The organism is Novosphingobium sp. SG751A, from assembly GCF_013149295.1.
In the GTDB taxonomy this organism is placed as follows: Bacteria; Pseudomonadota; Alphaproteobacteria; order Sphingomonadales; family Sphingomonadaceae; genus Novosphingobium.
Genome location: NZ_JABGCB010000004.1, coordinates 228238 through 254295, shown reverse-complemented (window position 1 = coordinate 254295; position 26058 = coordinate 228238). Strand labels below are relative to the sequence as shown.

Annotated in this window: 22 protein-coding genes; 16 read left to right on the top strand and 6 right to left on the bottom strand. The window is 62.1% G+C overall.

Going from position 1 to position 26058, the window contains the following annotated elements; all coding sequences use genetic code 11:
* Nucleotide 1 precedes the first annotated feature (1 nt).
* From FHW96_RS07205 to arsH, 5 genes are all read left to right on the top strand, one after another.
* A complete protein-coding gene (locus FHW96_RS07205; protein WP_172339865.1) occupies nucleotides 2–1624 on the top strand; it encodes an alpha-glucosidase in 1623 nt (540 codons plus the stop codon).
* 117 nt (nucleotides 1625–1741) lie between these two features.
* Nucleotides 1742–2071 carry a helix-turn-helix transcriptional regulator gene (locus FHW96_RS07200; protein WP_172339971.1) on the top strand — a complete coding sequence of 110 codons (330 nt, stop codon included), beginning with the start codon at nucleotides 1742–1744 and terminating at the stop codon, nucleotides 2069–2071.
* A gap of 13 nt (nucleotides 2072–2084) precedes the next feature.
* Complete coding sequence (arsC, locus tag FHW96_RS07195; protein WP_172339864.1) at nucleotides 2085–2516, top strand: arsenate reductase (glutaredoxin); 432 nt, start codon at nucleotides 2085–2087, stop codon at nucleotides 2514–2516.
* Nucleotides 2513–3562: an ACR3 family arsenite efflux transporter gene (arsB, locus tag FHW96_RS07190; RefSeq protein WP_172339863.1), complete on the top strand. Its 1050-nt coding sequence runs from the start codon at nucleotides 2513–2515 to the stop codon at nucleotides 3560–3562. Before arsC ends, arsB begins: the two co-directional genes overlap by 4 nt.
* A 3-nt stretch (nucleotides 3563–3565) precedes the next feature.
* Nucleotides 3566–4321, top strand: a complete 756-nt coding sequence (gene arsH / locus FHW96_RS07185) for an arsenical resistance protein ArsH (RefSeq protein ID WP_172339862.1) — start codon at nucleotides 3566–3568, stop codon at nucleotides 4319–4321.
* Nucleotides 4322–4455: 134 nt separating this feature from the next.
* Here arsH and FHW96_RS07180 read toward each other — a convergent pair whose 3' ends face one another.
* From FHW96_RS07180 to FHW96_RS07165, 4 genes are read right to left on the bottom strand one after another with little or no spacing between them, the layout of a single operon-like run.
* Nucleotides 4456–5055, bottom strand: coding sequence for a 3,4-dihydroxy-2-butanone-4-phosphate synthase (locus tag FHW96_RS07180; RefSeq protein WP_172339861.1), 600 nt, complete (start codon nucleotides 5053–5055; stop codon nucleotides 4456–4458).
* Nucleotides 5052–5621, bottom strand: a complete 570-nt coding sequence (locus tag FHW96_RS07175; RefSeq protein ID WP_172339860.1) for an NADPH-dependent FMN reductase — start codon at nucleotides 5619–5621, stop codon at nucleotides 5052–5054. The genes FHW96_RS07180 and FHW96_RS07175 overlap by 4 nt, the downstream gene beginning before the upstream one ends.
* Nucleotides 5612–7102, bottom strand: a complete 1491-nt coding sequence (locus FHW96_RS07170) for a glycerol-3-phosphate dehydrogenase (protein WP_172339859.1) — start codon at nucleotides 7100–7102, stop codon at nucleotides 5612–5614. The genes FHW96_RS07175 and FHW96_RS07170 overlap by 10 nt, the downstream gene beginning before the upstream one ends.
* 13 nt (nucleotides 7103–7115) lie before the next feature.
* Nucleotides 7116–8090, bottom strand: a complete 975-nt coding sequence (locus tag FHW96_RS07165) for a YeiH family protein (protein ID WP_371815658.1) — start codon at nucleotides 8088–8090, stop codon at nucleotides 7116–7118.
* Nucleotides 8091–8357: 267 nt separating this feature from the next.
* Between FHW96_RS07165 and FHW96_RS07160 the strand changes: the two genes are divergently transcribed.
* On the top strand, nucleotides 8358–9575 hold the full coding sequence (locus tag FHW96_RS07160; protein ID WP_172339857.1) for an MFS transporter: 1218 nt from the start codon (nucleotides 8358–8360) through the stop codon (nucleotides 9573–9575).
* Between the two features lie 61 nt (nucleotides 9576–9636).
* Here the strand turns inward: FHW96_RS07160 and FHW96_RS07155 are convergent, their stop codons facing one another.
* Nucleotides 9637–12015: a TonB-dependent receptor gene (locus FHW96_RS07155; RefSeq protein WP_172339856.1), complete on the bottom strand. Its 2379-nt coding sequence runs from the start codon at nucleotides 12013–12015 to the stop codon at nucleotides 9637–9639.
* Between the two features lie 182 nt (nucleotides 12016–12197).
* On the opposite strand from FHW96_RS07155, the gene FHW96_RS07150 reads away from it, so the two are divergent.
* The 6 genes from FHW96_RS07150 (at nucleotide 12198) to FHW96_RS07125 (ending at nucleotide 18872) form a co-directional block, all read left to right on the top strand.
* Nucleotides 12198–14198, top strand: coding sequence for an alpha-glucosidase (locus tag FHW96_RS07150; RefSeq protein ID WP_172339855.1), 2001 nt, complete (start codon nucleotides 12198–12200; stop codon nucleotides 14196–14198).
* Nucleotides 14195–15208, top strand: a complete 1014-nt coding sequence (locus FHW96_RS07145) for a LacI family DNA-binding transcriptional regulator (RefSeq protein ID WP_172339854.1) — start codon at nucleotides 14195–14197, stop codon at nucleotides 15206–15208. The genes FHW96_RS07150 and FHW96_RS07145 overlap by 4 nt, the downstream gene beginning before the upstream one ends.
* On the top strand, nucleotides 15205–16119 hold the full coding sequence (locus tag FHW96_RS07140) for an aldo/keto reductase family oxidoreductase (protein WP_172339853.1): 915 nt from the start codon (nucleotides 15205–15207) through the stop codon (nucleotides 16117–16119). Before FHW96_RS07145 ends, FHW96_RS07140 begins: the two co-directional genes overlap by 4 nt.
* A complete protein-coding gene (locus tag FHW96_RS07135; protein ID WP_172339852.1) occupies nucleotides 16116–17207 on the top strand; it encodes an LLM class flavin-dependent oxidoreductase in 1092 nt (363 codons plus the stop codon). The genes FHW96_RS07140 and FHW96_RS07135 overlap by 4 nt, the downstream gene beginning before the upstream one ends.
* 76 nt (nucleotides 17208–17283) lie before the next feature.
* On the top strand, nucleotides 17284–18519 hold the full coding sequence (locus tag FHW96_RS07130; protein ID WP_172339851.1) for a molybdopterin-dependent oxidoreductase: 1236 nt from the start codon (nucleotides 17284–17286) through the stop codon (nucleotides 18517–18519).
* Nucleotides 18516–18872, top strand: coding sequence for a cytochrome c (locus FHW96_RS07125; protein WP_172339850.1), 357 nt, complete (start codon nucleotides 18516–18518; stop codon nucleotides 18870–18872). Before FHW96_RS07130 ends, FHW96_RS07125 begins: the two co-directional genes overlap by 4 nt.
* On the opposite strand, the gene FHW96_RS07120 is transcribed toward FHW96_RS07125, so the two are convergent.
* Nucleotides 18873–19793 (bottom strand): helix-turn-helix domain-containing GNAT family N-acetyltransferase, encoded by a 921-nt coding sequence (locus tag FHW96_RS07120; protein ID WP_172339849.1) that lies wholly within the window; start codon nucleotides 19791–19793, stop codon nucleotides 18873–18875. It lies immediately after the preceding gene.
* Between FHW96_RS07120 and FHW96_RS07115 the strand changes: the two genes are divergently transcribed.
* The 4 genes from FHW96_RS07115 to FHW96_RS07100 all read left to right on the top strand — a co-directional run bounded on the left by FHW96_RS07115 (nucleotide 19787) and on the right by FHW96_RS07100 (nucleotide 26041).
* Nucleotides 19787–19984 (top strand): hypothetical protein, encoded by a 198-nt coding sequence (locus FHW96_RS07115; protein WP_172339848.1) that lies wholly within the window; start codon nucleotides 19787–19789, stop codon nucleotides 19982–19984. The genes FHW96_RS07120 and FHW96_RS07115 overlap by 7 nt on opposite strands.
* A gap of 179 nt (nucleotides 19985–20163) precedes the next feature.
* Nucleotides 20164–22644, top strand: coding sequence for a TonB-dependent receptor domain-containing protein (locus tag FHW96_RS07110; protein ID WP_216650809.1), 2481 nt, complete (start codon nucleotides 20164–20166; stop codon nucleotides 22642–22644).
* Nucleotides 22645–22718: 74 nt separating this feature from the next.
* Nucleotides 22719–23993, top strand: a complete 1275-nt coding sequence (locus FHW96_RS07105) for a YdcF family protein (protein WP_172339847.1) — start codon at nucleotides 22719–22721, stop codon at nucleotides 23991–23993.
* Nucleotides 23990–26041 (top strand): glycoside hydrolase domain-containing protein, encoded by a 2052-nt coding sequence (locus FHW96_RS07100; protein WP_172339846.1) that lies wholly within the window; start codon nucleotides 23990–23992, stop codon nucleotides 26039–26041. Before FHW96_RS07105 ends, FHW96_RS07100 begins: the two co-directional genes overlap by 4 nt.
* Nucleotides 26042–26058: the final 17 nt, after the last annotated feature.

Below are 26058 nucleotides of genomic sequence, written 5' to 3'. Positions count from 1 at the left end.
GGTGAAGACGGCCGCAAAGGCCCAGCCATGGTGGACCCATGCCGTCATCTATGAAATCTATCCCCGCAGCTTTCAGGACAGCAATGGCGATGGGATCGGCGATCTCAACGGCGTGACGCAGCGGCTCGATTATCTCAAGGAACTGGGGGTCGACGCCATCTGGCTCACGCCATTCTTCCCTTCGCCCAATGCCGATTTCGGCTATGACGTGTCCGATTACACCGCCGTGGCGCGCGAATATGGCACAATGGCCGATTGGGACCGGCTGACCCGCGAGGCGCGCAAGCGCGGCATCCGGGTGATGGTCGATCTGGTGCTCAACCATTCCTCGGACCAGCATCCGTGGTTCAAGGAAGCGCGGTCATCGCGCAACAATCCCAAGCGCGATTGGTATGTGTGGCATGATCCTGCACCCAATGGCGGGCCGCCGACCAATTGGGAATCGATCTTTGGCGGATCGACATGGGAATATGACAAGCCCACCGGCCAATATTACTATCACGTCTTTTTGAAGGAGCAGCCGGATCTGAACTGGGCCAGTCCCGGATTGCAAAAGGCGATGCATGATGTGGCGCGCTTCTGGCTGCGCCATGGCGCCAGCGGCTTTCGCCTCGATGCCACACCCTATCTGTTCGAGGATACCAATTGGCCCCAGGATCCCGATGTGAAATCGGGGGCGTCGGTCGGTCTCAAGCCCTATAACAGCAACCTGCCCGCCACACGCGCGGCCTTGCGCGGCCTGCGCAAGGTGGTGGACAGTTTCCACGGTGATCGGGTGCTTCTGGGTGAAAATGCAATTTCCTCGATTGCCGATCTGCGTCGGGTTTATGGCGCGAAGGGCGACGAGATCAATCTGCCGATGGATTTCCTCTATAAGGATGTGGCCAGCCTCAACGCCTCTACCTTCAAGGCGCGGATTGACGAGGCGGAGCTGAAGCTGGACGGTTTTCCCCCGGTTTTCCATTTCAGCAACCATGACACCCCGCGCCAATGGTCCCGTTTTGGCGATGGCCTGCATAATGACCAGATTGCCCGGATCACGTCGGCCATGACGCTGACCCTGCGCGGCACGGCGCTGATGTATTATGGCGAGGAGATCGGCATGCCCGATCTGGCGCCCGAAGAATTGCGCGACATTCCCCTCGGCGCCAAACGCAAGGTGGCCGACAATCGCGACCCCGAACGTTCGCCTATGCAATGGAGCGCGGGGAAAGTTGCGGGCTTTACCAGCGGCGATCCTTGGCTGCCGGTGGGGCGCTCAGCCGCAAAGGTCAATGTGGCCAATGCGCAAGCCGATCAGGGCTCGCTCTATCATTGGTATGCGCGCCTTCTGCAGTTGCGCAAGACGAATGCCGCCTTGCGCGATGGGGCCTATGTTCCTCTGGAATCTGGCAACGATCAGGTGGTCGCTTATGCCCGACGCGACACGGGCGGCAAAGGTGTGCTGGTTCTGCTCAACATGAGCAATCAAGCTCAAACACTTGCCATCGAAGGCTTTAAGCCGGGCGGCGTGCTTGCTCCGGGCGCTGTGCTGATGAGCAGCTTGCCCGGCGCTGCGGCCGATTTGCGGCATCCCGTGCTCGAACCTTTCGGTGTGCGACTGGTGGCCTTCAAGGGCGGATAAGAACATGACGGGCGGGGGAGGGACATCGTTCAACCCCCGCCAGCTTTCCGCACAAGCCCTATTGACGGGTTGCTATTATCTCTATATTTCGAGTTTTATCGAATGATGGAGATAATGATGGACGCATCCGCCGCCATCCGCGCGCTTGGCGCCCTTGCGCAGGAGCATCGTCTCGCCGCCTTCCGCCTGCTGGTGCAGGCGGGCGAGGAGGGCCTGCCGGCCGGTGCCATTGCCGAAAAGCTGGGCGTCGTTTCCTCCTCGATGAGCTTTCATCTGGCCGCGCTGGCCAATGCAGGGCTGGTGACGCAGCGACGTCAGAGCAGGCTCATCATCTATTCCGCCAACTATCCCGCGATGAACGGGTTGATGGGCTATCTTACCGAAAATTGCTGCGGCGGCGTTCCCTGCACGGACGATGTGGCTTGTTGCCCGCCTGCGACTGCCTGAACGGAGTTAGACTATGATCACCGACATCATTATTTATCATAACCCCGCCTGCGGCACCTCGCGCAACGCTTTGGCCATGATCCGCAATGCGGGAATCGAGCCGCATGTGGTGGAATATCTCAAGACTCCGCCCTCGCGCGACATGCTGGAAAGCCTGATCGCGCGCGCTGGGATGACGCCGCGCGCGCTGCTGCGCGAAAAGGGCACGCCCTTTGCCGAACTGGGGCTGGATAACCCCGAACTGAGCGATGCGCAGTTGATCGATGCGATGATGGAGCATCCGATCCTGATCAACCGCCCGCTGGTTATTTCACCGCTGGGTGTTAAACTGTGCCGCCCGTCCGAGGCCGTCCTCGACCTTTTGCCCGCTGAGCAACGCGGTGCTTTTGCCAAGGAAGATGGCGAGCAGGTGGTGGACGCCGATGGCCAGCGGGTAAAGCCATGAGCCGCCTGTCTTTTCTGGACCGCTATCTTACCCTGTGGATCTTTCTGGCGATGGCTTTGGGCATCGGCCTCGGCCGCTTTGCGCCCTCGGTTCCGGCGGCGCTCAACGCGATGTCTGTCGGCAGCACGAGCATACCGATTGCCGTCGGCCTGATCCTGATGATGTTTCCGCCGCTGGCCAAGGTCCGGTATGAGGAATTGGGGCAGGTGTTTCGCGATACGCGGATTCTAGGCCTGTCCTTTGCGTTGGCATGGATTGTCGGCCCGGCGCTGATGTTTGCACTGGCGGTGACATTCCTGCCCAATTCGCCCGAATATATGACGGGGCTGATCCTGATCGGCATTGCGCCCTGCATCGCGATGGTGCTGGTGTGGAACCAATTGGCGCACGGTGATCCGCAATATGTGACCGGGCTGGTGGCGTTCAATTCGCTGTTTCAGATCTTCTTTTACACGCCCTATGCCTGGCTTCTGCTGACGGTCTTGCCGCCGATGTTCGGGTTGCAGGCCCATGTGGTCAATGTCGAATTTCCGATGATCGCCCGCGCGGTGCTTACCTATCTTGGGGTCCCGTTTGCCGCAGGCTTTCTGGTGCGCCGCAGCCTGATCGCGCGCAAGGGGCAGGACTGGTACGAGCATCACTTCATCCCGGCCATCAGCCCGCTGACGCTGATCGCGCTGCTCTTCACGATCATCGCCATGTTCAGCCTGAAGGGCGGAGAAATCCTTGCCTTGCCGATGGATGCGATCAAGGTCGGGGTGCCGCTGGTAATCTTCTTTGTCGTGATGTTCCTGCTCAGCTTTGCCTTGGCGAAGCTGGCTGGGGCCGATTATCCGCGCGCGGCGGCGCTGTCCTTCACCGCCTCGTCGAACAATTTCGAACTGGCCATTGCGGTGGCCATCGCCGCTTTCGGGCTGGCTTCGCCCGTGGCCTTTGCCGCCGTGATCGGGCCGCTGGTGGAGGTGCCGGTGCTGATCTCGCTGGTCAATGTCTCGCTTTGGATCGGTCGACGCTGGTTTCCCGATAGCGCGCCGGTGGGGGCTTGAATCATGGATGAAAACGGTTTTTCCCGCCTGCGCGAACTTGCCGATCCCGATCATCTGCCGGCGCTCCGGCCCGAATTTGCCCATCGCCGCCCGGCGCTGGGGCTAGGGGAAATGGATCCGCCGCCGCGCATACTCATGCTCTATGGTTCGCTGCGAGAGCGGTCCTATTCGCGCCTTGTGGTCGAGGAAGCCGCGCGCCTGCTCATCCTTTTCGGCTGCGAGGTGCGGATTTTCGACCCTGCCGATCTGCCCATGCCCGACAGGATTGCGGGCGACGATCATCCTGCCGTCGCCGAATTGCGCCAGCTCTCGCTTTGGTCCGAGGGGCAAGTCTGGTGCAGCCCGGAGCGGCATGGCCAGATTACCGGCATCATGAAGACCCAGATCGACCATCTGCCTTTGGCCATGAAGGGAATGCGCCCGACGCAGGGGCGCACCCTGGCGGTAATGCAAGTCTGCGCCGGGTCGCAATCGTTCAATTCGGTCAATACTTTGCGCCTGCTGGGCCGCTGGATGCGAATGTTCACCATTCCCAATCAGTCCAGCGTGGCCAAGGCCTATGAGGAATTTGACGAGGCGGGCCGGATGAAGCCGTCATCCTATTACGACCGCATCGTCGATGTCTGCGAGGAACTGGTGCGCTTCACCGTCCTGCTGCGTCCCCATGCCGACCAATTGGTCGACCGCTATTCCGAACGGGTCGAGCGAGGTTGCCCGGTTGAAACGCCGGTGGAAAAGGCCGGTCTGGCAGGAGCGTGAGGCCATTGAAGGCTGAATGACAGTGATATTGCTGAAGATTCCTATTTACATAATATGGAATATCAACAATCAGCACAACAGGTCGGGAGCAGGCAACTCCCGACCCCTTGTCGCATATTTTCCGGCTCGGCCATCTATTCCCGACCGCCGTCAATGAGATTGCCGATATCAGCTCTTTCCATGCGATGGTCGATCAAAAACGACCCCAGATCCTCGGCGCGCGCCATACGTCCGTCCTCCTTCATCACGGCGCACAGCACCGCCGCATCGCCCACACCGGCCATCCGGCACAACTCCACCGCAGCCTCGGTGGCCGACGGACGAACCGCAACCCCGCCACTGCACGCGATAAGTGGAAAGACATGGCCCGGTGAGACGATGTCCTGAGCACTGGCCGATGCGGACGTGGCAACCTGTACAGTCATTGCCCGATCGGCCGCGGAAATCCCTGTCGTAATACCTTCGCGCGCTTCGATGGAAGGAGCGAAAGGTCGACCCGTGCGTTCCAAAGCTCCCGTATCCAGCAGCGACAGCCCAAGGCGTACCGCCCGGTCCGGCGTTATGGCAAGGCAGACCAATCCGCGCGCATACCGCGCCATGAAGTTGATCGTTTCAGGACGCACAAGACTGGCCGCCGCGACCAGATCCACATCGCCCCCGCGCAACCTGTCCCCGGTCAACAGGATGATTTCTCCGCGCGCCAAAGCCGCCAGCGCCGGCTTGAGCCGGCTCATGCAACTACTCCTGCAAGGCTGCGCGCGCCCATCACCACCTGCGCGCCAACCATGTTCAGTTGCGCGGCGACCCTCGCATCGCTGCATCCTCCCTGGGCGTCAAACAGGCCCTGAAATGTGCGTACCGTTGCGCCCAGAGGCGTGGGCCAGCCTCGCAGCGCATGGGTGATGGCGCGCAAGGTCATCATCGTGCTCATCGTCGCCTGATCGCCATAGGCCGTGGCGATCAGGCCCACCGCGCGCCCATCGAGATAAGGGCGCGCGTCCCCCGCCAGATCCTCCAGATAATCCAGCGCATTTTTTACCAGACCCGACACAGTGCCGTGGTAACCGGGCGCGGCAATGATGATCCCGTCGGCCTCCCTGACGGCCTCGACCAGTTCGCCCCCGGCCCCGGCCTCATGCCCTAGCCCCCGGTAATGAGGCAAAACGCCCAAATAGTCCCCGCCGAAATACCTGACATCCGCGCCTGCTTCCCGCGCGGCCTGTCCGGCCAGCATCAGGGCGCATTCCGTGGCGCTACCGCTGGTGACGGTGCCGCCGATGCAAACTACTTTCATGGCCATGCTCTCCTCTCCGCCATATATTTTTCAAGTCGCGCAGTCTGGTTCCCGTCAAAGCGCAGCCCCAGTTTGGTGCGGCGCCACAGGATGTCGGCCGCTTTCACCGCCCATTCCTCGCGCATCATCCAGTCCACCTCGCGGGCGCAAAGGCTGTGGCCGAAATCCTCGCCATCCTGCGCCGCCGAGGCTCCAACCGGCCCATCCTGCGCCAGCACGAAGGTCCCATGACACCGCACCAGCCGCCGGATCGCCCGTTCCGACAAATCGGGCCGCCGTGTACGCAGGGCGGCGATGAGATCTTGCTGCCCCTCCTTAGGGAAATCGCCGCCCGGCAAGGCCGCGCCATGCGTCCATGATGCGCCGGTGATCGCCGGAACCAGCGGCGCCAGACGGTCCACCGCGCTCGCGGCCAAATGGCGATAGGTAGTGATCTTGCCCCCGAACACCGAGAGCAGAGGCGCCTCACCCGCGCGACCGTCCACCTCGAAGCGATAACCGCGCGTTGCCGCCTCCGGCCGCCCGGAACCATCGGAAACCAGCGGGCGCACGCCGGAATAGGTCCACACCACGTCATCCGGCGTGATCTGGTGTTGGAAATATTCATTCACCCCGGCGCAGAGATAGGCGATCTCCTCCTCGCTGGCGCATACTTCGGACGTCGGCCCGGTATGATCGCGATCGGTTGTGCCGATCAGGGTGAAATCCTCTTCATAGGGGATTGCGAAAAAGATACGGCCATCGGGAAGCTGGAAGAAATAGGCCTTTTCATGGTCGAACAGACGGGGGACGACGATATGCGACCCGCGTACCAGCCGCATTTGCTGCCGCGTCGTCTGCCCTGCCCGGCCCAGCAGATCCAGCACGGCGGGGCCGGCGGCATTGACCACGGCTCCGGCAGTGAAGGAGCCCTGCGATGTCTGGATATGCCAAAGGCCCTCGCCCCGGTGCAGCCCTTCGACCTTGCAGCGGGTGCGGATGTCCGCGCCGCGCATCGCTGCGTCGCGCACATTCAGCACGACCAGCCTGGCATCATCTACCCAGCCGTCGGAATAGACGAAACCATTGGAATAAGAGGGTTTCAACACCTCCCCTTCCGGACCTTGGGTCAGGTCGATAGTCTGTGTGGCGGGCAAGGCGCGGCGACCGCCGATATGATCATAGAGAAACAAGCCAAGCCGCAGCAGCCAGCGTGGACGCAACCCCGCCCGATGCGGCAGCACGAAACGCAGCGGCCAGATGATATGGGGCGCAATGCTCCACAAAACCTCGCGTTCGCTCAAAGCCTCGCGCACCAGCGCGAATTCATAATGCTCCAGATAGCGCAGTCCGCCATGGATCAGCTTGGTGCTGGCCGAGGACGTGCCCTGCGCCAGATCGCCCTGTTCGAGCAGCAGGACGCGCGCGCCGCGCCCGACGGCATCACGGGCAATACCCGCCCCGTTGATACCCCCGCCGATGATGGCCAGATCATATTCCGGTTTCATGGGATCACCCACTTTATTGAATAACCCAGAGGGCAAAGGCGAAAGCGACAAGGAACGAGGTGGCCGTCGCCGCCAGCACCGGCAGCACCGAGTTCCACCCCAGTTGCAGAATGAGGTCCGTACGGGTTCGCATCGCCGTGGCGGTGACCGCCAGCAGGAGCAGCCCTTTGGACAGCAAAAGTGCATTGGCCGAAATGAGCGTGGGAACGGCCACCAACGAGTGACCCACCACCAGCGCCAGAAAGGCCACGATAAAAGGCGGCAGCGCCAGCGCCTTCCATGGCGAAACCTCTCTGCCGCGCGAATCAAAGCGCTCGATGACAACGGCGGCCAGCGCCACCAGCGGCCCAAGCAGAGCGACGCGCGTAAGCTTGACCACCGTGGCTGCGGCGCCTGCGGCATTGGAAACGGCATAGCCCCCGCCGATCGACTGGGCGACATCATGGATGGCCGCGCCGGTCAGGAAACCGGCCTGCCGCGCATCGAAATGGGCCACGCGCGCCAGTTCGGGATAGATAGTCATGGCCAATGCGCTGGCCACCGAGACGACCACCAGCGTCAGCGTGAATTGCGCCTGGCTGACCCTTTCGCGCCCGACCACACCATAGAGCGCCAGCGCCGCCGAGGCTCCGCAAATAGCCGTGGCGCCGCCCGCCAGAATGCCGATGGCCAACCCCTGCCCAGCCATGCGCGCGCCGACCAGCGCCGCCAAGATCGCCGCGCTCATCACCACCAGCAGCGCGACAAAGGGTACCAGTCCGAGCGCGCCGATTTCGGACAGGGTCACCTGAAATCCAAGCAAAACGATGCCCCAGCGCAAACAGGTGCGGCCCACGAATTCAAGCCCCGGCGAGGTGCGCGGATCGGCCGAAACAAATTGCATCGCCAGCCCGAGGATCAGCCCCATCAGGATGATCGGCATGCCGTAATGATCGGAAAACCACGCACCTGCCGCGCTGACAATCGCGCTGATGGCGATGCCGGGCATGAGCTGGCGCCATTTAGCCGGAGGGGCCGCCGTTGCGGGGGCCAAATGGGTTTCGCCAAACAGGTCCCCTGCCCATAGCGGGGTGTTATCCTTGGCATCGGACGGTGCCGGCATAGATTGCATCTTCCCCAAAATGTTTTGTGCTTATGCTGCCTCGACCGAGAATCTGTCCCACGGTGTCACAACAAGCTTTCCTTATCCTCCAAAAGCGCTACTGTGCAAGAGCAAAGCGCCGCGAATGCGCTTGGATTAGGGGAGAGATGGACCATGGAACCTGCCGCCAAGCGGGCTTCTTCCGGCGCGACCATGGCATTGGTTGCGCTGCTGTTTGCGGGCAATGCGCTCAATTATGTCGACAGGCAGGTGGTGGCCCTGCTCAAGCCCACGCTTCAGGCAACATTCCATTGGAATGACGGCGATTTTGCTCATCTTGGCTCAGCTTTTCAATTAGCTGCGGCCAGCGCGCTGGTGTTCGTGGGCTGGTTTATTGACCGCTTGGGAGTGCGGGTCGCCTATGGCGCGGCGGTCGCGGTATGGAGCTTGGCGGGCATGGCCCACGCCTTTGCTGCCAATGTCCAGCAATTCGTCACCGCCCGAGTCGTGCTGGCGATCGGCGAGACAGTCAGCACCCCGGCAGGCGTCAAATCGGCCACGCTTTACTTAACCCCGGACGGTCGAAATCAGGCATTGGGCATCATCAATACGGCTCCCAACATAGGCGCGATTCTGACACCGTTGATCATACCGCCCTTTGCTATGGCTTTTGGCTGGAAAGCGGCCTTTCTTGTGACCGGCGGGTTGGGTCTGGTCTGGCTGGCGGCATGGTGGTGGGGCACGCGTTCACTTGAACCTGTCACCAAGGCGTCTGAACGCGCGCCCGTCAACTGGCGGGAATTGTTAAGCGCGCGCAGCAGTTGGGTTGTCATCGGCGCCAAATTCCTGACCGACGGGGTGTGGTGGTTCGTGCTGTTCTGGATGCCCGACTTCTTCAACCGCGTTTTCGGGATGAGCCAAGCGCGGTTGGGCCTGCCGGTCGCCATCATCTTCTCTCTGGCGGCGGCGGGCGCGTTGACGGCAGGCGGCCTGTTTCCCCGCTTGCGCCGCAACGGGCACAGCATCAATGCGGCGCGCAAGCGTTCGATGCTGTTCTTTGCGCTGGTGGTGCTGGCCATGCCGGTGGCTTTGCTGACGCGCAATGTCTGGCTGGCGGCGTTGCTGATCGGGCTGGGCCTTTTCGCGCATCAGGGTTTTTCGACCAATATCTTTGGCATGACGGCCGATATTGTACCTGCCGGGCGTGTGGCCAGTGTTATCGCGCTGGGCGCGGTGGCGGGCAATCTGGCGGGCATGGGGGTGATCGAGATGGCGGGCTGGTCGCTTTCCAGCGGCTTTGGCTATACGCCGATGTTTATCCTGTGCGGGGCGGCCTATCTGCTGGCGCTGGGGTGGATCCATCTGGTGATGCCGCAGCTCGAAGCGGAATGAGCCAACAAAAAGGGGGCGCTCCGGTGTGGAGCGCCCCCTTTCTTTGTACCTTGATTTCTAATCAGAAATTATAGCGGGCGCTGATCCCGAAATAGCGCATCGCGTCGCGCGGGATCTGATAGCGATAGCTGCCCCCCGGCCCTCCATTGATGATCGAGGCCGCATAGGCCTGATCGAACAGGTTACGCACCTGCGCCACGATCCGCCATTTGTCGCTGGGCGAAACCAGACCGGCCTGAATATTGACCAGACCATAGGCCGGGATCGTGCCGAACTGACGCTGAACCGGATCGGCGGAAAAAAGCGACAACTGGCTCGACTGGAAATTACCCGAAGCGCCAAACACCAGATCGGCCCAGCCCTCCGTGCGCACGCGATGGTCGAGGCTGAGCGAGCCCTTCCACTTGGGCGCGTAGGCCAGCGGGGTGCCTGCCGGAATGATCGCCGTCGATGCCGCGCCGGGGGCGGCAAAGAAATTGACCACATGCGCATCGGTATAGGCCAGACCGCCGCCCAGCGTGGTGTCCGGGCCAAGGCGCCATGACATATCCGCTTCGACGCCCTGCGTGGAAACATCACCTGCATTGGTAAAGCGCGTCACCACCACTCCTGCCACAAGATCAGGATTATTCGCCTGGAAATTGTGGTACTTGGCATAGAAACCGGCAAGGTTCAGCGTCAGCCTGCCGCCAAACAGCGTGTTTTTCAGGCCCACTTCAAACGCATCCGAGGTCTCAGGCGCGATGACATTGGTGCCCGTGGCGGTCAGGTTGAAGAAGATATTATAGGCCGGGCCCTTATAGCCGCGGGCATAGCTGGCATAGGCCATCACATCGCGGCTGAGATCGGCCTGAAGCACCGCCTTGCCCGACAGATTATCCTTTGACGTGCCGGTGCGGAAGGGCACGCCGTTGGAGGAGGTCACCGCCGCCGAAGCGGCCGCGCTGGCCGTGCTGCCCCCGGCGATCAGCGCGTTATAGGCATCATAAACGCCCTGATCGAAATTGCCGTTGATGCCCGGCCCGGTCAGCGTGGTGCGGCGGCTGTGAAACACGTCCAACTTATCATGCGTATAGCGCAGGCCGCCGACCAGCCGGACATGATCGGCCAGCTTGAACGTGGCCTGCCCAAACAGCGCCAGATTATTGAAAGTCGAACCGAAATCAGCCGTGGCGTTGGGAAAGGTCGAGGCATTGGCATTCGCGCTGCCGCAGGGGATCAGCACGCCGGTGGGCGCTGTCGCGGTGGCGGTGCAGACCTCGTCGCTGCGGGTGAAGATGCGTTCCGAAAAGGCGCGCGAATAATAGGCGCCCAGGACATAGGAGAGCCGGTTACCCGCAGGCGAAGTCAGGCGCAATTCCTGACTGAACGTATTGGATTTTTGCGGACCGCTATCGTGCAACTGGTTAAACCCGACATAGGCGCGGTCCAGCCAGTCGCCGTCGCGGATTTCGGTGTTGTTCCATTCGCGATAGGCGGTAATGCTGGTCAGCGTATGCGTGCCCACGTCAATATCAGCCTGACCCGAAATGCCCCAGCCATCCTCCTTGGTGCTGGTCACAAGGTTTTGATTGATAAAGCCGGTTTTCGCCCCCATCGGCGTTGGCAGCACATTGAAGGCCAGACTTGTCGTTGGCGCGCCCGCACCCGTCAGCGCTCCGGTGGCGATGATGTCGGCGCAGCAATTGTCATTGTTGCGGTGATAATCGGCCGCGACATAGATCTTTACGCCCGTGCCGGGGTTATAAAGGAATTGAGCGCGACCACCGACATGGTCATAGCCATTGACCATCGATTGGGTGGCCATATTGCGGATATTGCCGTCATAGCCGCTGGCAAAACCGGTGAAACGCGCCGCCAGATCCTTACCCAAAGGCACGTTGATCGCGCCTTTCACGCGCCATTCGTTGCCTTCGAAATAATTGGCCTCGATGCTGCCGGAAAACTCGTTCTTGGGCATCTGGCTGGTGATAGTGATGACGCCCGCGCTGGCATTCTTGCCAAACAGGGTGCCCTGCGGCCCGCGCAGCACTTCCATCTGGGCAATGTCGACCAGATCGCTGAACGCCTCGCCCGAGCGGGCATAGACCACACCGTCCACCACGGTCGAAACCGAAGGCTCGCCCGCGATGGAGAATGTGGCCGTGCCGACGCCGCGCAGATAGATGGTCTGATTAAGCGTGGTGCCCGATTTCTGGAAGTTGAGGGCGGGGACAAGCTGGGTCGCGCTTTCAATGCTGGGCCGGGCGGTGGCGGCCAAAGCCGCGCCGGTCAAAACCGAAACGGCGACCGGCACGCTGTGCAGCGACTCCGAACGCTTCTGGGCGGTGACGACGATTTCTCCGGCTGTTCCCGAATCTGTCGCTTGCTGGGCAAGAGCGGGCGTGCTGCCCACGGCCAGGAGCGGCAGGCACAGTAAGGGCGATAGTTTTGATTTCATGTTATAATCCTCCCCAAATGCGGGGGGCTGGCAATCTTGCCTCTTCCCGCTATGGCTTCCCTCTCGCATTTTTTTGCACTGCGATTGATGGTTGATTTGCCTGCCGCGTGGCGATATGTCAAGCGGTGTCACATCGATCCATTCACGGATTGGCAAGACCAAAATCAACGTTTGGATGAGCGATGCAGGTGCAATTTTCTCCTTTCAGAGACGGTTTTCAGCTGGATTTCGCCGGGCGCACAGTTCTCCGCCACGACTCGCAATGTCCTGCGCTGGTCATAGCGCGAGGCCATCCGTCCGTGGCGATGTATCGCGGCAACTTCCGCATTGAAGATGAGCCCGGTGACCATATTGTCCCGAAGGGCTGGCGCCTGGAGGATGATGCCGTCCTGCTGCTCCATGATGAGGCGCCGGTCGCGCGTATCGCTCTGGGTCAGGCCGCGCTGACCATCCACGCTCTCGACCCTGCTTTTGATCGCCTCTGGGTCCATTCCCATACCGAGCCGGGCGAAACCGTCTGGGGCGGCGGCGAACAGATGAGCTACCTTGCGCTCAATGGCCGCCGCTTCCCGATGTGGACCAGCGAGCCGGGCGTCGGCCGCGACAAGGCCACCGAGCTGACCCGGATCATGGATGAAACCGGCATGGCGGGCGGCGATTTCTGGAACACCAACTATCCCCAGCCGACTCTCCTCACCTCGCGCTGGCTGGCCATCCATCTCGATTCCAGAGTCTACAGCGTGATCGACGCCAGCGATCCGGCGCGTTGGACATTCGAGGTCTGGGCCGATCAGGCACGTTTCGAACTCTTCGCCGCCGATGGGCCGCAGGATCTCGTCGGCCAGCTTTCGCTTCGTTTCGGACGTCCGCGCACCTTGCCGGATTGGGCCATCGGCGGGGCGATTGTCGGGTTGAAACAGGGCGAGAAGAGCTTTGAAAGGCTCGAAGCCTTCATCGATGCGGGCGCGGCTGTCTCCGGCCTGTGGTGCGAGGATTGGGCGGGCATCCGTGAAACCAGCTTTGGCCGCCGCCTGTTCTGGGATTGGCAGCGCAGCGAGAAGCGCTATCCCGACCTGCCCGCGCGGATCAAGGCGCTGAACGCGCGCGGCATACGCTTTCTTGCCTATGCTAATCCCTATCTGGCCGTCGATGGCGCAATGTATCAGGAGGCGCTGAGCGGCGGCCATCTGTGCCGCAAGTTGGACAGCGATGAACCCTATCTGGTCGATTTTGGCGAATTTGACTGCGGCGTCCTCGATTTCACCCGCGAGGAAAGCTGCGTATGGTTTGCCGAGCGCATTCTGTGTCGCGAGATGCTGGACATCGGCATCGACGGCTGGATGGCCGATTTCGGCGAATATCTGCCCACCGATGTGCGTCTGGCAGGCGGCATGGACGCGATGGAAGCGCATAATCTCTGGCCGGTGCTCTGGGCCCAGGTCAATGACCGAGCACTCGCCATGCGGGGGCGTCAGGGCGATGCGGTGTTCTTCATGCGCGCCGGGTTCAGCGGCGTGTCGGGTGCTTGTCCGCTGCTCTGGGCCGGGGATCAGTCGGTCGATTTCACCCGCCATGACGGTATCGGCACGGTCATCACGGCCGCCCTGTCCGCAGGGCTGGTCGGCAATGCCTACAGCCATTCCGATTGCGGTGGCTATACCTCGCTGCATGGCAATATCCGCAGCGTCGAACTGATGCAGCGCTGGTGCGAACTGGCCGCCTTCGCCCCCGTCATGCGCAGCCATGAGGGCAACCGGCCCGACGACAATCTGCAATATGATTCAAGCCCCGACCTGCTGGCCAATTTCGCAATGTGGAGCAGGGTTCACGCCCATCTGGCCCCCTATGTCCGCCACCTGTGCGACGAGGCGATCGCCACCGGCCTGCCCGCCCAGCGGCCCCTGTTCCTGCATTACCCCGAAGAAACCAGCCTTTTCACCCTTCAGGACCAGTTCCTCTATGGCGCCGATCTGCTGGTTGCCCCCGTGGTCGAGCAAGGCGCAACCCGGCGCCGCGTGACCCTGCCGGGCGATCGGCCATGGCGCCATGTGTGGTCAGGCGTGGATTATGCGCCGGGAACACATGACATTGCCGCGCCCATCGGCCATCCTCCTGTATTCTATCGAACAGAGAGCGTTTTTGCCGATCTGTTCGCCCAGATGGGGGGAATCGTGACGCAATGAGCGAGAGGTCCAATATTCGCGATGTGGCCGCGTTGGCGGGGGTGGCGGTCAAAACGGTCAGCCGGGTGCTGAACGGCCATCCCTATGTCAGCGCCGCCATGCGCGAAAAGGTCGAAAAGGCGATGAAGGAGCTGGAATTCCGGCCCTCCATTGCCGCGCGCATCCTGACCGGATCGAAATCGAACCAGATCGCGCTGATCTATGACAACCACAGCCCCTATTACATGTTCCAGATCCAGAGCGGATGCTGGGACTATTGCAAGACCCATGGCATCCGCCTGATCGCCCAACCGGTCGATGTGGCCGATGCCAATGTCGGCGATCAGGTGCGCGGACTGGTCAGCGAGACGCATGTCGACGGCATCGTCCTTTCCTCGCCCGTCACCGATTGCGTGGGGGTGCTTCAGGCGTTGGATGCGCTCGATGTGCCCTTTGTCCGCATTTCGCCGGGCACCAATCACGCGGTAACCTCTTCGGTGTTCATGGACGATGCACAGGCCGCCGATGACATGACCACCCATCTCATCAACACGGGGCACCGCCGGATCGGTTTCATCAAGGGCCACCCCAACCATATGTCGAGCGATGATCGCCTGTTCGGCTATCGCCGCGCGCTCGACCGGGCGGGGATAGCTTTCGAGCCGCAACTGGTGATGCCGGGCGCGTTTGATTTTGAAAGCGGGTTTGCGGCAGGAGGCATGTTGCTGGACATGGCCAATCCGCCCACGGCCATCTTTGCCGCCAATGACGATATGGCTGCGGGCGTTCTGGCCATGGCGCATGGCCGGGGGATGGCTCTGCCCGAACAGCTTTCGGTCGTGGGGTTTGACGACACTACGCTGGCGCGCACCGTCTGGCCCGCGCTCACCACCATTCACCAGCCGATGGCCGAACTGGCGCGCACGGCCACCGAAATTCTCATTGCCGGGGGCGACATCACCCATCGCCGCCTGCCCCATACACTTGTCGAACGCGCCTCGGTTGCGGCGCCTTTCAGGAAGAACCCATGAGCCTTTTGCCCCTCCCCTCCGCTGAGCGCCCGCTGGGCGGCTCAGGCTTGAATATCTCTCCCATCGCATGGGGCATGTGGCGCCTTGCCGAAGACGGCCGTACGGCGGCTGATGCGGCACGCCTTGTCCATGCTGCGCTTGATGCCGGGATCAACCTGCTCGACACCGCCGATATTTATGGTTTCAACGGCAAGGGCGGCTTTGGCGATGCCGAGGCTTTGCTGGGCGAGGTGATCGCCGCCGATCCGGGGCTGCGGAACCGCTTCGTGCTGGCCACCAAGGGCGGCATCATGCCCCCCCTGCCCTATGACCAGTCGCCCGCATATCTCTCGGCGGCCATTGATGCCTCGCTGCGGCGTTTGAAGGTTGACACCATCGACCTCTATCAGGTCCACCGCCCCGACATTCTGGCTCATCCGGCGCAGGTTGCCCGCGTACTGGACGATGCGGTGGCTTCGGGCAAGATCCGCAGCATCGGCGTGTCCAATTTCACCATGCCGCAGGTGGCCGCGCTCAACCATTTCCTGACCAACAAGCTGGTCGTCACCCAGCCCGAAATCAGCCCGCTGCGTATCGCCTGCCTTGAAAATGGCGAGATGGATCAGGCCATGATGCTTGGCCTGACGCCGCTGGCATGGTCGCCGCTGGGCGGCGGGCGTCTGGCCACACCCGAAACCGCGCGTGAAAAGGCCGTGGCCGCTGCGCTCGATGTAGTGGCGGCGGACCGGGGCGTGTCGCGCACCGTGGCGGCCTATAGCTGGTTGATGGCGCATCCCGCCGGGATCGTCCCCATCATCGGTTCGCAAAACCCTGCCCGTATCGCCGAAGGGGCCGCCGCCCTTTCGGTCCAGTGGAGCCGGGAAGAATGGTATGCGGTGCTGGTTGCCGCACGAGGAGAGAGGCTGCCATGAGCGAAGAACAACAGTGCGAGATCGCATGGTTTTCGGCCCTGTGTGACGATGACTATGAATTCCTCGGCGTGCATGACCCCTATCTGAAATCCAGTTGGGAGCATTGCCGCAACATCGTGATGCGCGCCGAAGAGGGTGGGTTCGACAATATCCTGCTCCCCTCGGGCTATAGCCTCGGGCTGGACACTACCGCCTTTGCCGCCGCCGTGGCGACGCAGGTGCGGCGGATCAAGCTGCTCTGGGCCACGCGTATCGGTGAGGACTGGCCGCCGCAACTGGCGCGACGGATCGCAACCTTGGATCGCATCCTTGGCCCCAATGCCGATGGCACCGGGGGGCGGCTCAATGTGAACATCATTTCCTCGGACATGCCGGGTGAAACCATCGCTTCGGCCCCGCGCTATGCCCGCGCGACCGAGGTGATGAAGATCGTGCGCACCCTGCTCAACGGGCAGTCGCTGGATCATGAGGGCGAGTTCTACAAGCTGAAGCTGGACCCGCCGCGCATCACCACCATCTCGGGCAAGGCCCCTGCTTTCTATTTCGGCGGTCTGAGCCATGAGGCGCGCGAATGCGCCGCCGAGGGCTGCGATGTTTACCTGATGTGGCCCGACACGATGGACAAGGTGCGCGAAACCATCGCCGACATGAAGAGCCGCGCCGCCCGTTTTGGCCGCAGCCTGAAATTTGGTTATCGCGCCCATGTCATCGTGCGCGAAACCGAGGATGAGGCCCGCGCCTATGCGACCCGCCTGCTGTCCAAACTGGACGACGAGGCCGGGCGCGCCATCCGCGAACAATCGCTCGACGCCAAGAATTTCGGCGTTCAGCGGCAGGCCGAATTGCGGCAGGCGGCGGGCAATGACGGCTATGTCGAGGATCATCTGTGGACGGGCATCGGGCGCGCGCGCTCGGGCTGCGGCGCGGCGATCATCGGCACCCCCGATCAGGTGCTGGCCAAACTGCGTGCCTATCAGGCCGAGGGGATCGAGGCCTTCATCCTCTCGGGCTATCCCCATGCGCAGGAAGCCGACCTGTTTGCCCGCCATGTCTTGCCTCATATCAAGCATGGCCCGCTGAATATCTGAACGCAGCAAAGGGAGGCATCCATGGCCTCCCAACCCCGGCGAATGGGCGAAACACGCGTAAGGAGCGCTTCTAAGGATGACACTCTTCAATCCGACCCTTTCGCGCCGAAGCCTGCTGAGCGGTGTGGCAATGGGCGGCCTCGGCATGGTGGCCCGGCCCTTGTGGGCGCAGGGGCTTGTCGATCTGCACCTGCCCGACAAACCGTCCAAGCGCCCTCTGACCAAGGCTTTTCCGCAAAAGAGCGAGATGATCCTGCAAAGGGTCCGCCCGCCCCTGCTGGAAACGCCGATGCAGGTGTTTGACCGGCATATATTGACCCCCAACGACCAGTTCTATGTCCGCTGGCATTGGGCCAATATTCCCGAAAGCGTGGATGCCAAGGCCTTTCGCCTGACGGTGCGCGGCCATATCAAACGCAAGCTGGAATTGCGGCTCGACGATCTGCTGCATGGATTTGAGCGGATCGAATATGTGGCGGTCAACCAATGTTCGGGCAATTCGCGCGGGCTCTTCTCGCCCTCGGTGGCGGGGGCCGAATGGGGGCACGGCGCGATGGGCAATGCGCGCTGGACCGGGGTGCGGCTGCGCGATGTGCTGGACCGGGCCGGGGTGAAGGCAGGTGCGGTCGATGTGCGCTTTGGCGGGCTGGACGAAGCGATGGTGAGCGAGGGGCCCAAGTTCCTCAAATCACTGACCGTTGATCACGCGCGCGATGGCGAGGTGATGATCGCCTATGCGATGAACGGCGAGCCTTTGCCCTTGCTCAACGGCTATCCCCTGCGGCTGGTGGTGCCGGGCTGGTATTCGACCTATTGGGTCAAGATGCTCTCGGACATCGAGGTTCTGCCGCAAAAGGACGATAATTTCTGGATGGCCAAGGCCTATCAGGTGCCCAAAACGCCCTTTGGCCATGTTGCGCCCGGCACCGCCGATTTCCCCAAGGAGCCGATCAGCCGGATGGTGCCGCGCTCGCTCATCACCAATCTGGTCGAGGGACAGGCGGTGAAGGCAGGAGCGCCGCTGGCAATTTCCGGCGTGGCGATGGGCGGTGATTGCGGCGTGGCCAGGGTCGAGATCTCCACCGATGGCGGCGCCACATGGCAGGTCGCCGCGTTGGGCGAGGATCTGGGGCCTTATAGCCTGCGCCGTTTTACCCACCGCATCACCATGCCTGCGGGACGGTTTACGCTGGCCTGTCGCTGCACCAACACCAAGGGGGTCAGCCAGCCCCTGACGATGAATTGGAACCCCAACGGTTATATGCGGGCGGGCGTAGAAACGCTCACGCTGGTGGCTGGAGAAAAAGCATGAAGGCCAAGCTGATCGTGGGGCTGGCACTGGCTCTGGCGGCCCCGGCATGGGCTGGGCATGCGCCGCGCAAAGTGGCAACGAAACCTGCGACGCCCTTTGCCTTTCGCAATGTCCGGGTCAGCCTGCCACAGGATTTCGACGTCGAATATCCGGGAGGCGCAGGGGTGGACGCGGTCAATGCCAATTGCCGGGCCTGTCATTCGCCTTCGATGGTGCTGACCCAGCCGCGCCTCTCGGCGGAGGAATGGCACAAGGAGGTACGCAAGATGATCGAAGTTTATAAGGCGCCCATTGCCGAGGATCAGGTCGAGGCGATCACCGGCTATCTCAAAGGGCTGTCGGCTGCCAAATAGTTACAGATTCATCGCCCAGATTTCGCTGCCGATCTCCTGCCCGAAAAAGCGCTCCTGACTGACCTCCACCCGCGCAAAGCCTGCGCGTTCATAAAGCCTGCGCGCGGAAAGAAGCTGGCTGTCGGTCCATAGTTCGACCCGTTCGTAGCCAAGCGTGCGAGCACGCGAAACGCAGGTGTCGACCAGCAGTTTGCCGGCCCCCATGCCGCGCATGTCCGGCTCGACATAGAGCAGGCGAAGTTTGCCCACGCCGGGCCGATCCCCGCGCACGAGAAAGATGGACCCGGCCATTGTGTCATCGCAATGGGCGATCCAGGCATCATCGCGCGCCGGATCGAAATGCTGATGAAAGTCGGCCAATATGCTTGCAATCAGCGCCTCGTAATCGCTGTTATAGCCATATTCGCGAGCATAGAGGACCGCCTGCCGCGCGATGATCATGCCCAAATCGCCCGGCTGCAAAGCACGGAGCGCGATTTGGGGCGCAGCCTCAGCCTGAAACAGGGCGACGATCTCGTTCGCCGCCGCCAGCAGCCTGTTCCGTCGCGGCAACGGCAGCGAAGCCAGCAGATTGCCGGTCGTCACGCAGGTTGCCGCTTCGAGCGCCTGAAAAGTAGCGCGACCTTCGGGTGTCAGCGCCAGCAGGCGGTGTCGGCCATGCGCGGGATTGCCACGACTGGTCAGCAACCCGGCGGCCATAAACCGCTTGAGTGTGCGGCTCAGTTGCGCCCGGTCGAGGAGCAGAGCACGCCCAATCTCGGCGGCGGTCGGATCGGTGCGGTGGGCAAGCTCATACAAAACCCGCGCCTCGCTCAGTGTGAAGGGACTTTTGTCCAGCTTGGCCTGAAGCAAGCCCAGCCGAAGCGTATAGACGCGGTTGAAGGCTCGCAGGGTGGCAATATCGTTTTCGCGCTGTGTCATCGCCCAAGCCAATCATTGTTGATTATGACAACATATTCATTGTTGCTTTAATCAACAATGGCAAAATGGATGCTTGGCCCAATGGAGCAGAAGAGAAGAAAATCTGCCGGGGCCGAGCCGGAATTGCAGGTCTGCAATTGGTTGAGAAAAAAGCGCTCCGAAGTTCAGAATGCCATAAAAATGAAATATAAATCAGTGTGATGAGGTTCCATTCTACGCTCACACCTTTCATGATCCGGCAACGCCGAGGCGGCCTCTTCCATGTCATCAAAGTTTCCCAGAATCGCTCTAGTCGGGCGGTGCAACGGCGCGGGGTAGCTGCATCCAATTTATTTAATTAAATTGACGTATTAAACGGGGGCGACATAAAATGTATATTTCCAACCGGGTTCCCATGCTGGCCATGGGGCTGATGCTGGCGTTGACGACGCAGGCGCAGGCCGAAGAAGCGCCCACCGCGCCGCCTAAGGACGCGCCCACCGATATCATCGTGACCGGCGCCGCCCGCGCCGAGCGTCGCTTTGATGTGTCCTATGCGATCAACTCGCTCAATCAGAACGACATTGCGAAAATCGCGCCTAAAAACTTCGCCGACCTGCTCGGCACCGTGCCCGGCATCCATGTCGAGGCAACCGGCGGCGAGGTTCAGAACATCACACGTGTGCGCGGCATTCCCACCGACCGCGGCTATTTGATCTTTCAACAGGATGGCCTGCCGCTCTATCACGAAATTGACGGCGTGTTCTTCAACTCGGGCGAAGGCATGAACCGCTATGACCTGATGAGCGAGCGCGTGGAAATCGTGCGCGGCGGCCCCGCCCCGATCTATGCCAGCAGCGCGGCGGCCATCGCCAACACGATCACCGTTACCGGCAAGGCCCAATCGGCGGGCAAGGCGCAAGTCACGCTGGGCGATACCGGCCTTTATCGCCTTGACGCGATGCAGTCCGGCCCGCTGGGGGATCGCACCTATTACGCCATCGGCGGCTTTCTGCGCCAGCATGACGGCTATCGCGACAGCGGTTTCCCCAGCGACCGCGGCGGCCAGATCCGCGCCAATATCAAGCATGACCTCGACAATGGCTATATCAAGGCCTCAGTCATGTATGTTAATGACCACAACCTGTTCTACCTGCCGATCCCAGTGGCAGATCCGCGCAATCCTTCGACATCACTTGACCCCTATATCAATTATTTCAGCGGCACGATGAACTCGCCTTCGCTGCGCAATGTGGTGATCAAATATCGCGACGGGGCAGGTGTGACGCAAAGCCTGACGCGCGATCTGGCCAATGGGCGCCATATGCGCTTCTTCAACGCGGGGCTTGATTATCAGGGCGATTTCGGCGGCTGGCTGATTTCTGCCAAATTCGGCGCAACGCAGGGCAAGAGCAGCTTTGACGCCTTCTATTCCACCACCAACCCGGCCGACGCCACGACTTTTGCGAACAGCTATCTGAGCGCGGCCCAGACCGCCTTTGGCGCGGTAACGCGCATGGGCTATGCGATTGCCGGCACCAATGGCCAGAGCGTTTACAACCCCGCCGCCGCCTCGGGCCTTGTTATGTCGGGCCAATATCGCGCGGTGGAATCGAAATTCTACTCGGTTCAGGGCGATTTGAGCATCACGCGCAAATTCGACACCCCGCTGGGCAGCCATGACCTGCGCGCCGGGCTTTACAACTCGTTCTACGGCAACACCAATTTCACCGTCTATCAGGACATGCTGATCGAGGTGGCCGGTCAGCCGCGCACGCTCGATCTGGTCGCCTATTCGGGCAGCGGCGCGGTGATGGGCTATGTCACGCAAAATGGCGTGCTGCGCTATGGCACCACGCTGGCCAATGCCAAGGCGGACGCGCGTATGATCGCGCTTTACGCCAATGACACTTGGGACATCACCGATGGCCTGCGGGTGGATGCGGGCATCCGGCGCGAATGGTACGGCTATACAGGCTTTGCCACCAACACCACAGCCGCCGATCTGGGCGATGCCAACACGCTGGCCGACAATGCGGTGCGCGCGCTGAACGCCACCACTGTCAACCAGCGGTTGAACCCTTCGGCCACCAACTGGACCGTGGGCGTCAATTATGACTTCACCCGCCATCTGGGCGCCTATGCCCGCGTGTCCAATCTGGAGGTCCCGCCTCAGGTCAGCGTGGTGGCCAGCATCAGCCCGACCATCGTCAAGACCAAAGCCCGCCAATATGAACTGGGTATCAAGGCCAGCTTTGGCCAGAATTATCTTTATGTGACCGGTTTTTACACCAAGTTCGATCCCTTCAACGCTTCCTTCGTGGCCTATAACCCAACCACCGGCCGCAATGATCAGTCGGTGCCCTTCATCGGCGAGGCCGTGGCCAAGGGGATCGAGGTTGACGGGCGCGTGGTGCCGGTCTCGTGGTTCGCGCTTAATGGTTCGCTGACGCTGGCCGATCCGCAATATCGCAATCTGGCCAACAGTTCGGGCGCCGACCCCAGCGCGGTCAACGGCAAGCAGATCATTCGCGAGCCCAAATTCTTCGGCAACATCCGCCCCACCGTCAATTTCCCGCTCGGCAAGGGTAATCTGGAGCTTTACGGGCGCTATGAATGGGTGGGTCGCCGCTATGTCGACCTGTTCAACCTGACCGCCCTGCCCGCTTATGAAACGTTTGGCGCGGGCGCCACGCTAAACTGGGGCGCATGGCGGGTGCAGGTGGTCGGCGACAATCTGACCAATGCCAAGGGCCTGACCGAGGGCAATCCCCGCACCGACCAATTGGCCGGGCAAGGCGCGAGCGATGCCATTTACGGTAGGCCGCTGTTTGGACGCAATGTGCGCCTGATCGTCGGCCTGTCGTGGTGATTGGTTGCTGAAAAATGGCCTCGCTGCATGGATCGCGTCGAGGCCCCTTGGGCAAGGGTGAGGTGAAGGCGGATATGATTGGCAAGACTTCGATGCGTTGGCTGGCTGGCCTTTGCGCCGCGCTGCTAATGGCCCCGCAGGTGGCGCAGGCGGCGAGCAACCGCGCCGCGCCCGTAATCCAGACTGTTGCCGCTCAGCCTCTGGCGCGGCGCATTGTACCCTTGATGCAGGATGCGGCCCAGGCGCCGGGCTGGCGCGCAGCCTTGCGCGCCGATGCCGATATGCAGGCGCTGGCCGCCGAGCGCGCAGCGCGGGTGGCCGCTGCCGGGGAATGTACGCCGCAACCGGTCTGTTTGGCGCAAGGCTGGATGTGGGGCGAGGCCGACCGTGATCGTGTGTCGGCGGCGCTGCGCCGGATTGGTGCGAACCGGGCGCGCTTGGCCGCTCTGGTCGAGGGCCGAATGCGCCCCTCGCGGCTATATGCCCGCCATGGCGAATTGGACGATGCCGCGCTGCTCGATGCCGCATGGCGCGAGGCGGCCGCCGGGCTCAACCATATTATCGCCGTCTATGCGCTGGGCGAAAAGCCGCGCTATCCGGTGATCGACAGCATGATCTTTGATCCGCGCGATGCCGCCTATCCCGCCCTGCTTAAAGCCCATACCGCCATCACTCTGGCCGAGGCTCGCGGGGATGACACGGTTTTCGATCCCGTGCTGCGCTATGCGATGGGCCTGCTGGCGGCCAATGAGCGCGCCAACGCTGCCGAATATCTGCCGCTTTCATCGGGCCTGAATGCGCCGGCCTTCGCCGCCCTGCGCGCCACGAAGCAGGATGCCTATCCTTATGCGGCAGTACTGGTGTTTGGCCATGGGCCGGAAGATCCCATTTCGCACACCGGCGTGCTAGGCCATTTGCGCCTGCGCCTTGCGGCCGCGCAACTGACCAAAGGGGCCGCGCCGGTCATCCTCCTGTCGGGCGGGCGGGTTCATCCCAACCGCACCGGCTATAACGAAGCAGTCGAGATGCGGCAGGAACTGATCTCGCTCTATGGCGTCTCGCCCGCACGGATAGTGATCGAGCCCCATGCCCGCCACACCACCACCAATCTGCGCAATTGCGCCCGCCTGCTGCTGGCCGCACCCTTTGCACAGGGCAAACCGGCGCTGCTCGTCACCGATCCGGCCACCCATGCCTATATCGGCGGCGAAGGCTTTGCCGCGCGCAACCGGGCCGAGCTGGGCTATGAACCGGGGCATGTGACGGCGGGGCCGGATGCTCTTTCGCTGCGCTTTATGCCGGATGCCCATTCTTTTCATGCCGATCCACAGGACCCGCTCGATCCATGAGCAAATTAGGCATCTTCCTTGCCGCAAGCCTGCTGACCGCCACGCCTTTGCAGGCGGCGAAGCCAAAGCCTTTGGTCGATCTGATCAACCCTTTCGTGGGCACGCTGGAGGATTATGGGCAGTTGACGCCCGCCGCCGTGGCCCCCTTCGGCATGGTGCAGCTGGGGCCGGATACGGCGCCCGCCAACCATAATGGCTATGACTACGCCGCGCGGAGCTTGCGCGGATTTTCCCATACCAGAGCGGTGGGTGTGGGCTGCGCGGGGGCGGGCGGTGATTTGCTGGTGGGGCTGGATTATGTCGGCGCGCCCGAACTGGCCCGGATGGATAAATCCAGCGAACGCGCCGCGCCGGGTTTTTATCATTTGCGCTATGGCGGCGGGATCGCGGCCGATCTGGTCGCCACGCGCGGAGGCGGCGTGGCGCGCTTCACCCTGCCGCGTTCCGGGCGGGTGCGGCTCCGCCTTGACCCCAACCATGCCTATGCCAAACGGATCAGCGCCACTTGGCAGACCCGTTCAACACAAGATCTGCGCGCCGAACTGGTGGCGGGGACAGTGTGCGATGCGGGACGCTATCGTCTGTTCACGGCCTCGACCTTGCGGCGCAACGGACGGCGATTGGCGATGCCGGTGCAGATCGGGCCGGACCGGCGCGCTTTTGTGGAACTGGACGTGCGCACGGGCGATGTGATCGAATGGCGCACGGGCCTGTCCTCGGTCGATGGTGATGGCGCGGCCCTTGCGCGCGATACCGAACTTGGCACGCGCAGTTTTGCCGCCTTGCTTTCGCAAACGCGGCTACGTTGGCAGGTCTTGCTGGACCATTGGCGCCCCAGTGGGCCTGAGCCGCGCCGCGCTCTGTTTGCCACTTCCCTGTTTCGCGCGCTGCAAACGCCGGTGGCGGTGGCCGACGGCGATGGCCGCTATCGCGGCGCGGATGGGATCATCCGCCATGCGGCTGCCGGGCATCAGCGCTATGCCAACTGGGCGATGTGGGACAATTACCGCACGCTGATGCCCTTGCTGGCCCTGTCCTATCCGCAACAGGCGCAGGATATCGCCGCCTCTTTGGTCGAACTCTATCAGACGGGCAAACAGCGCTGGGCCACCCAGCAGGAGCCTTTCCTGACTGTGCGGACCGAGCATAGCGGGGTGGCGTTGCTCGATTTCCATCGCAAAGGGATCACTTTTGACGCCAAGGCCGCGCTGACCGGCATGGCAGCGGAAAGCGCTACCCTGGCTCGCACCACGCCGGATGAGCAGATCGAGGCGGCCTATGACGACTGGGCGACCGGGCAACTGGCGCGGGATCTGGGCGATGGGACGATGGCGGCGCGCTATGGCGAGAAAGCGCTGGCCTATCGCGCCATGTGGGCGGATGTGTTTAAGAACCTTGGCGCCGATGCCGATGTGGTCAAAGCGCGCGGCCTTTATCAGGGAACGCTGTGGCAATATCGCTGGGCGCCGGTGTTTGATCTGCCGTGGCTGGTGGCGCAATTGGGTCCGGCGCGCTTTGATGCCGAACTGAGGCGCTTCTTTGCCGACGATCTCTATAACATGACCAACCAGCCCGATATTCAGACGCCCTTTCTCTTCGCATGGCGCGGGCATCGGGCGCAGAGCGACGTCTTGGTCCACCGCCTTCTCGATCAACCGGTCAACCACCCCTATACCAATGCGGGCAAGCGCCCCATCCCATGGCGCGGGCCCAGTTTTGCGCTGGCGCCGCAGGGTTTTGCCGATGGGATGGATGATGATGCGGGCGGCATGACCAGTTGGTATGTTTGGGCATCGCTGGGCCTTTATCCGCTGGTGCCGGGGGAACCGCAGTATGTGGTGACCTGCCCTTCCTTTGATCGGATGCAGGTTCGCGTTTCGGATGGCTGGGTTGATATTCGGCGGGAAATTGCCGCACATTCCGCTGCTCGCTGGACCGACAGCGCTGGTTTGTCGCGCGCCTTAGGGGCGATTTTGCCCCATGGCGATCTGGCCAAGGGTGGTGTGTTGAACGTGGGTTGCGCGCAGGGGGCGGTGACCGCCCTTTAAGATGCCTTAGCCAATTT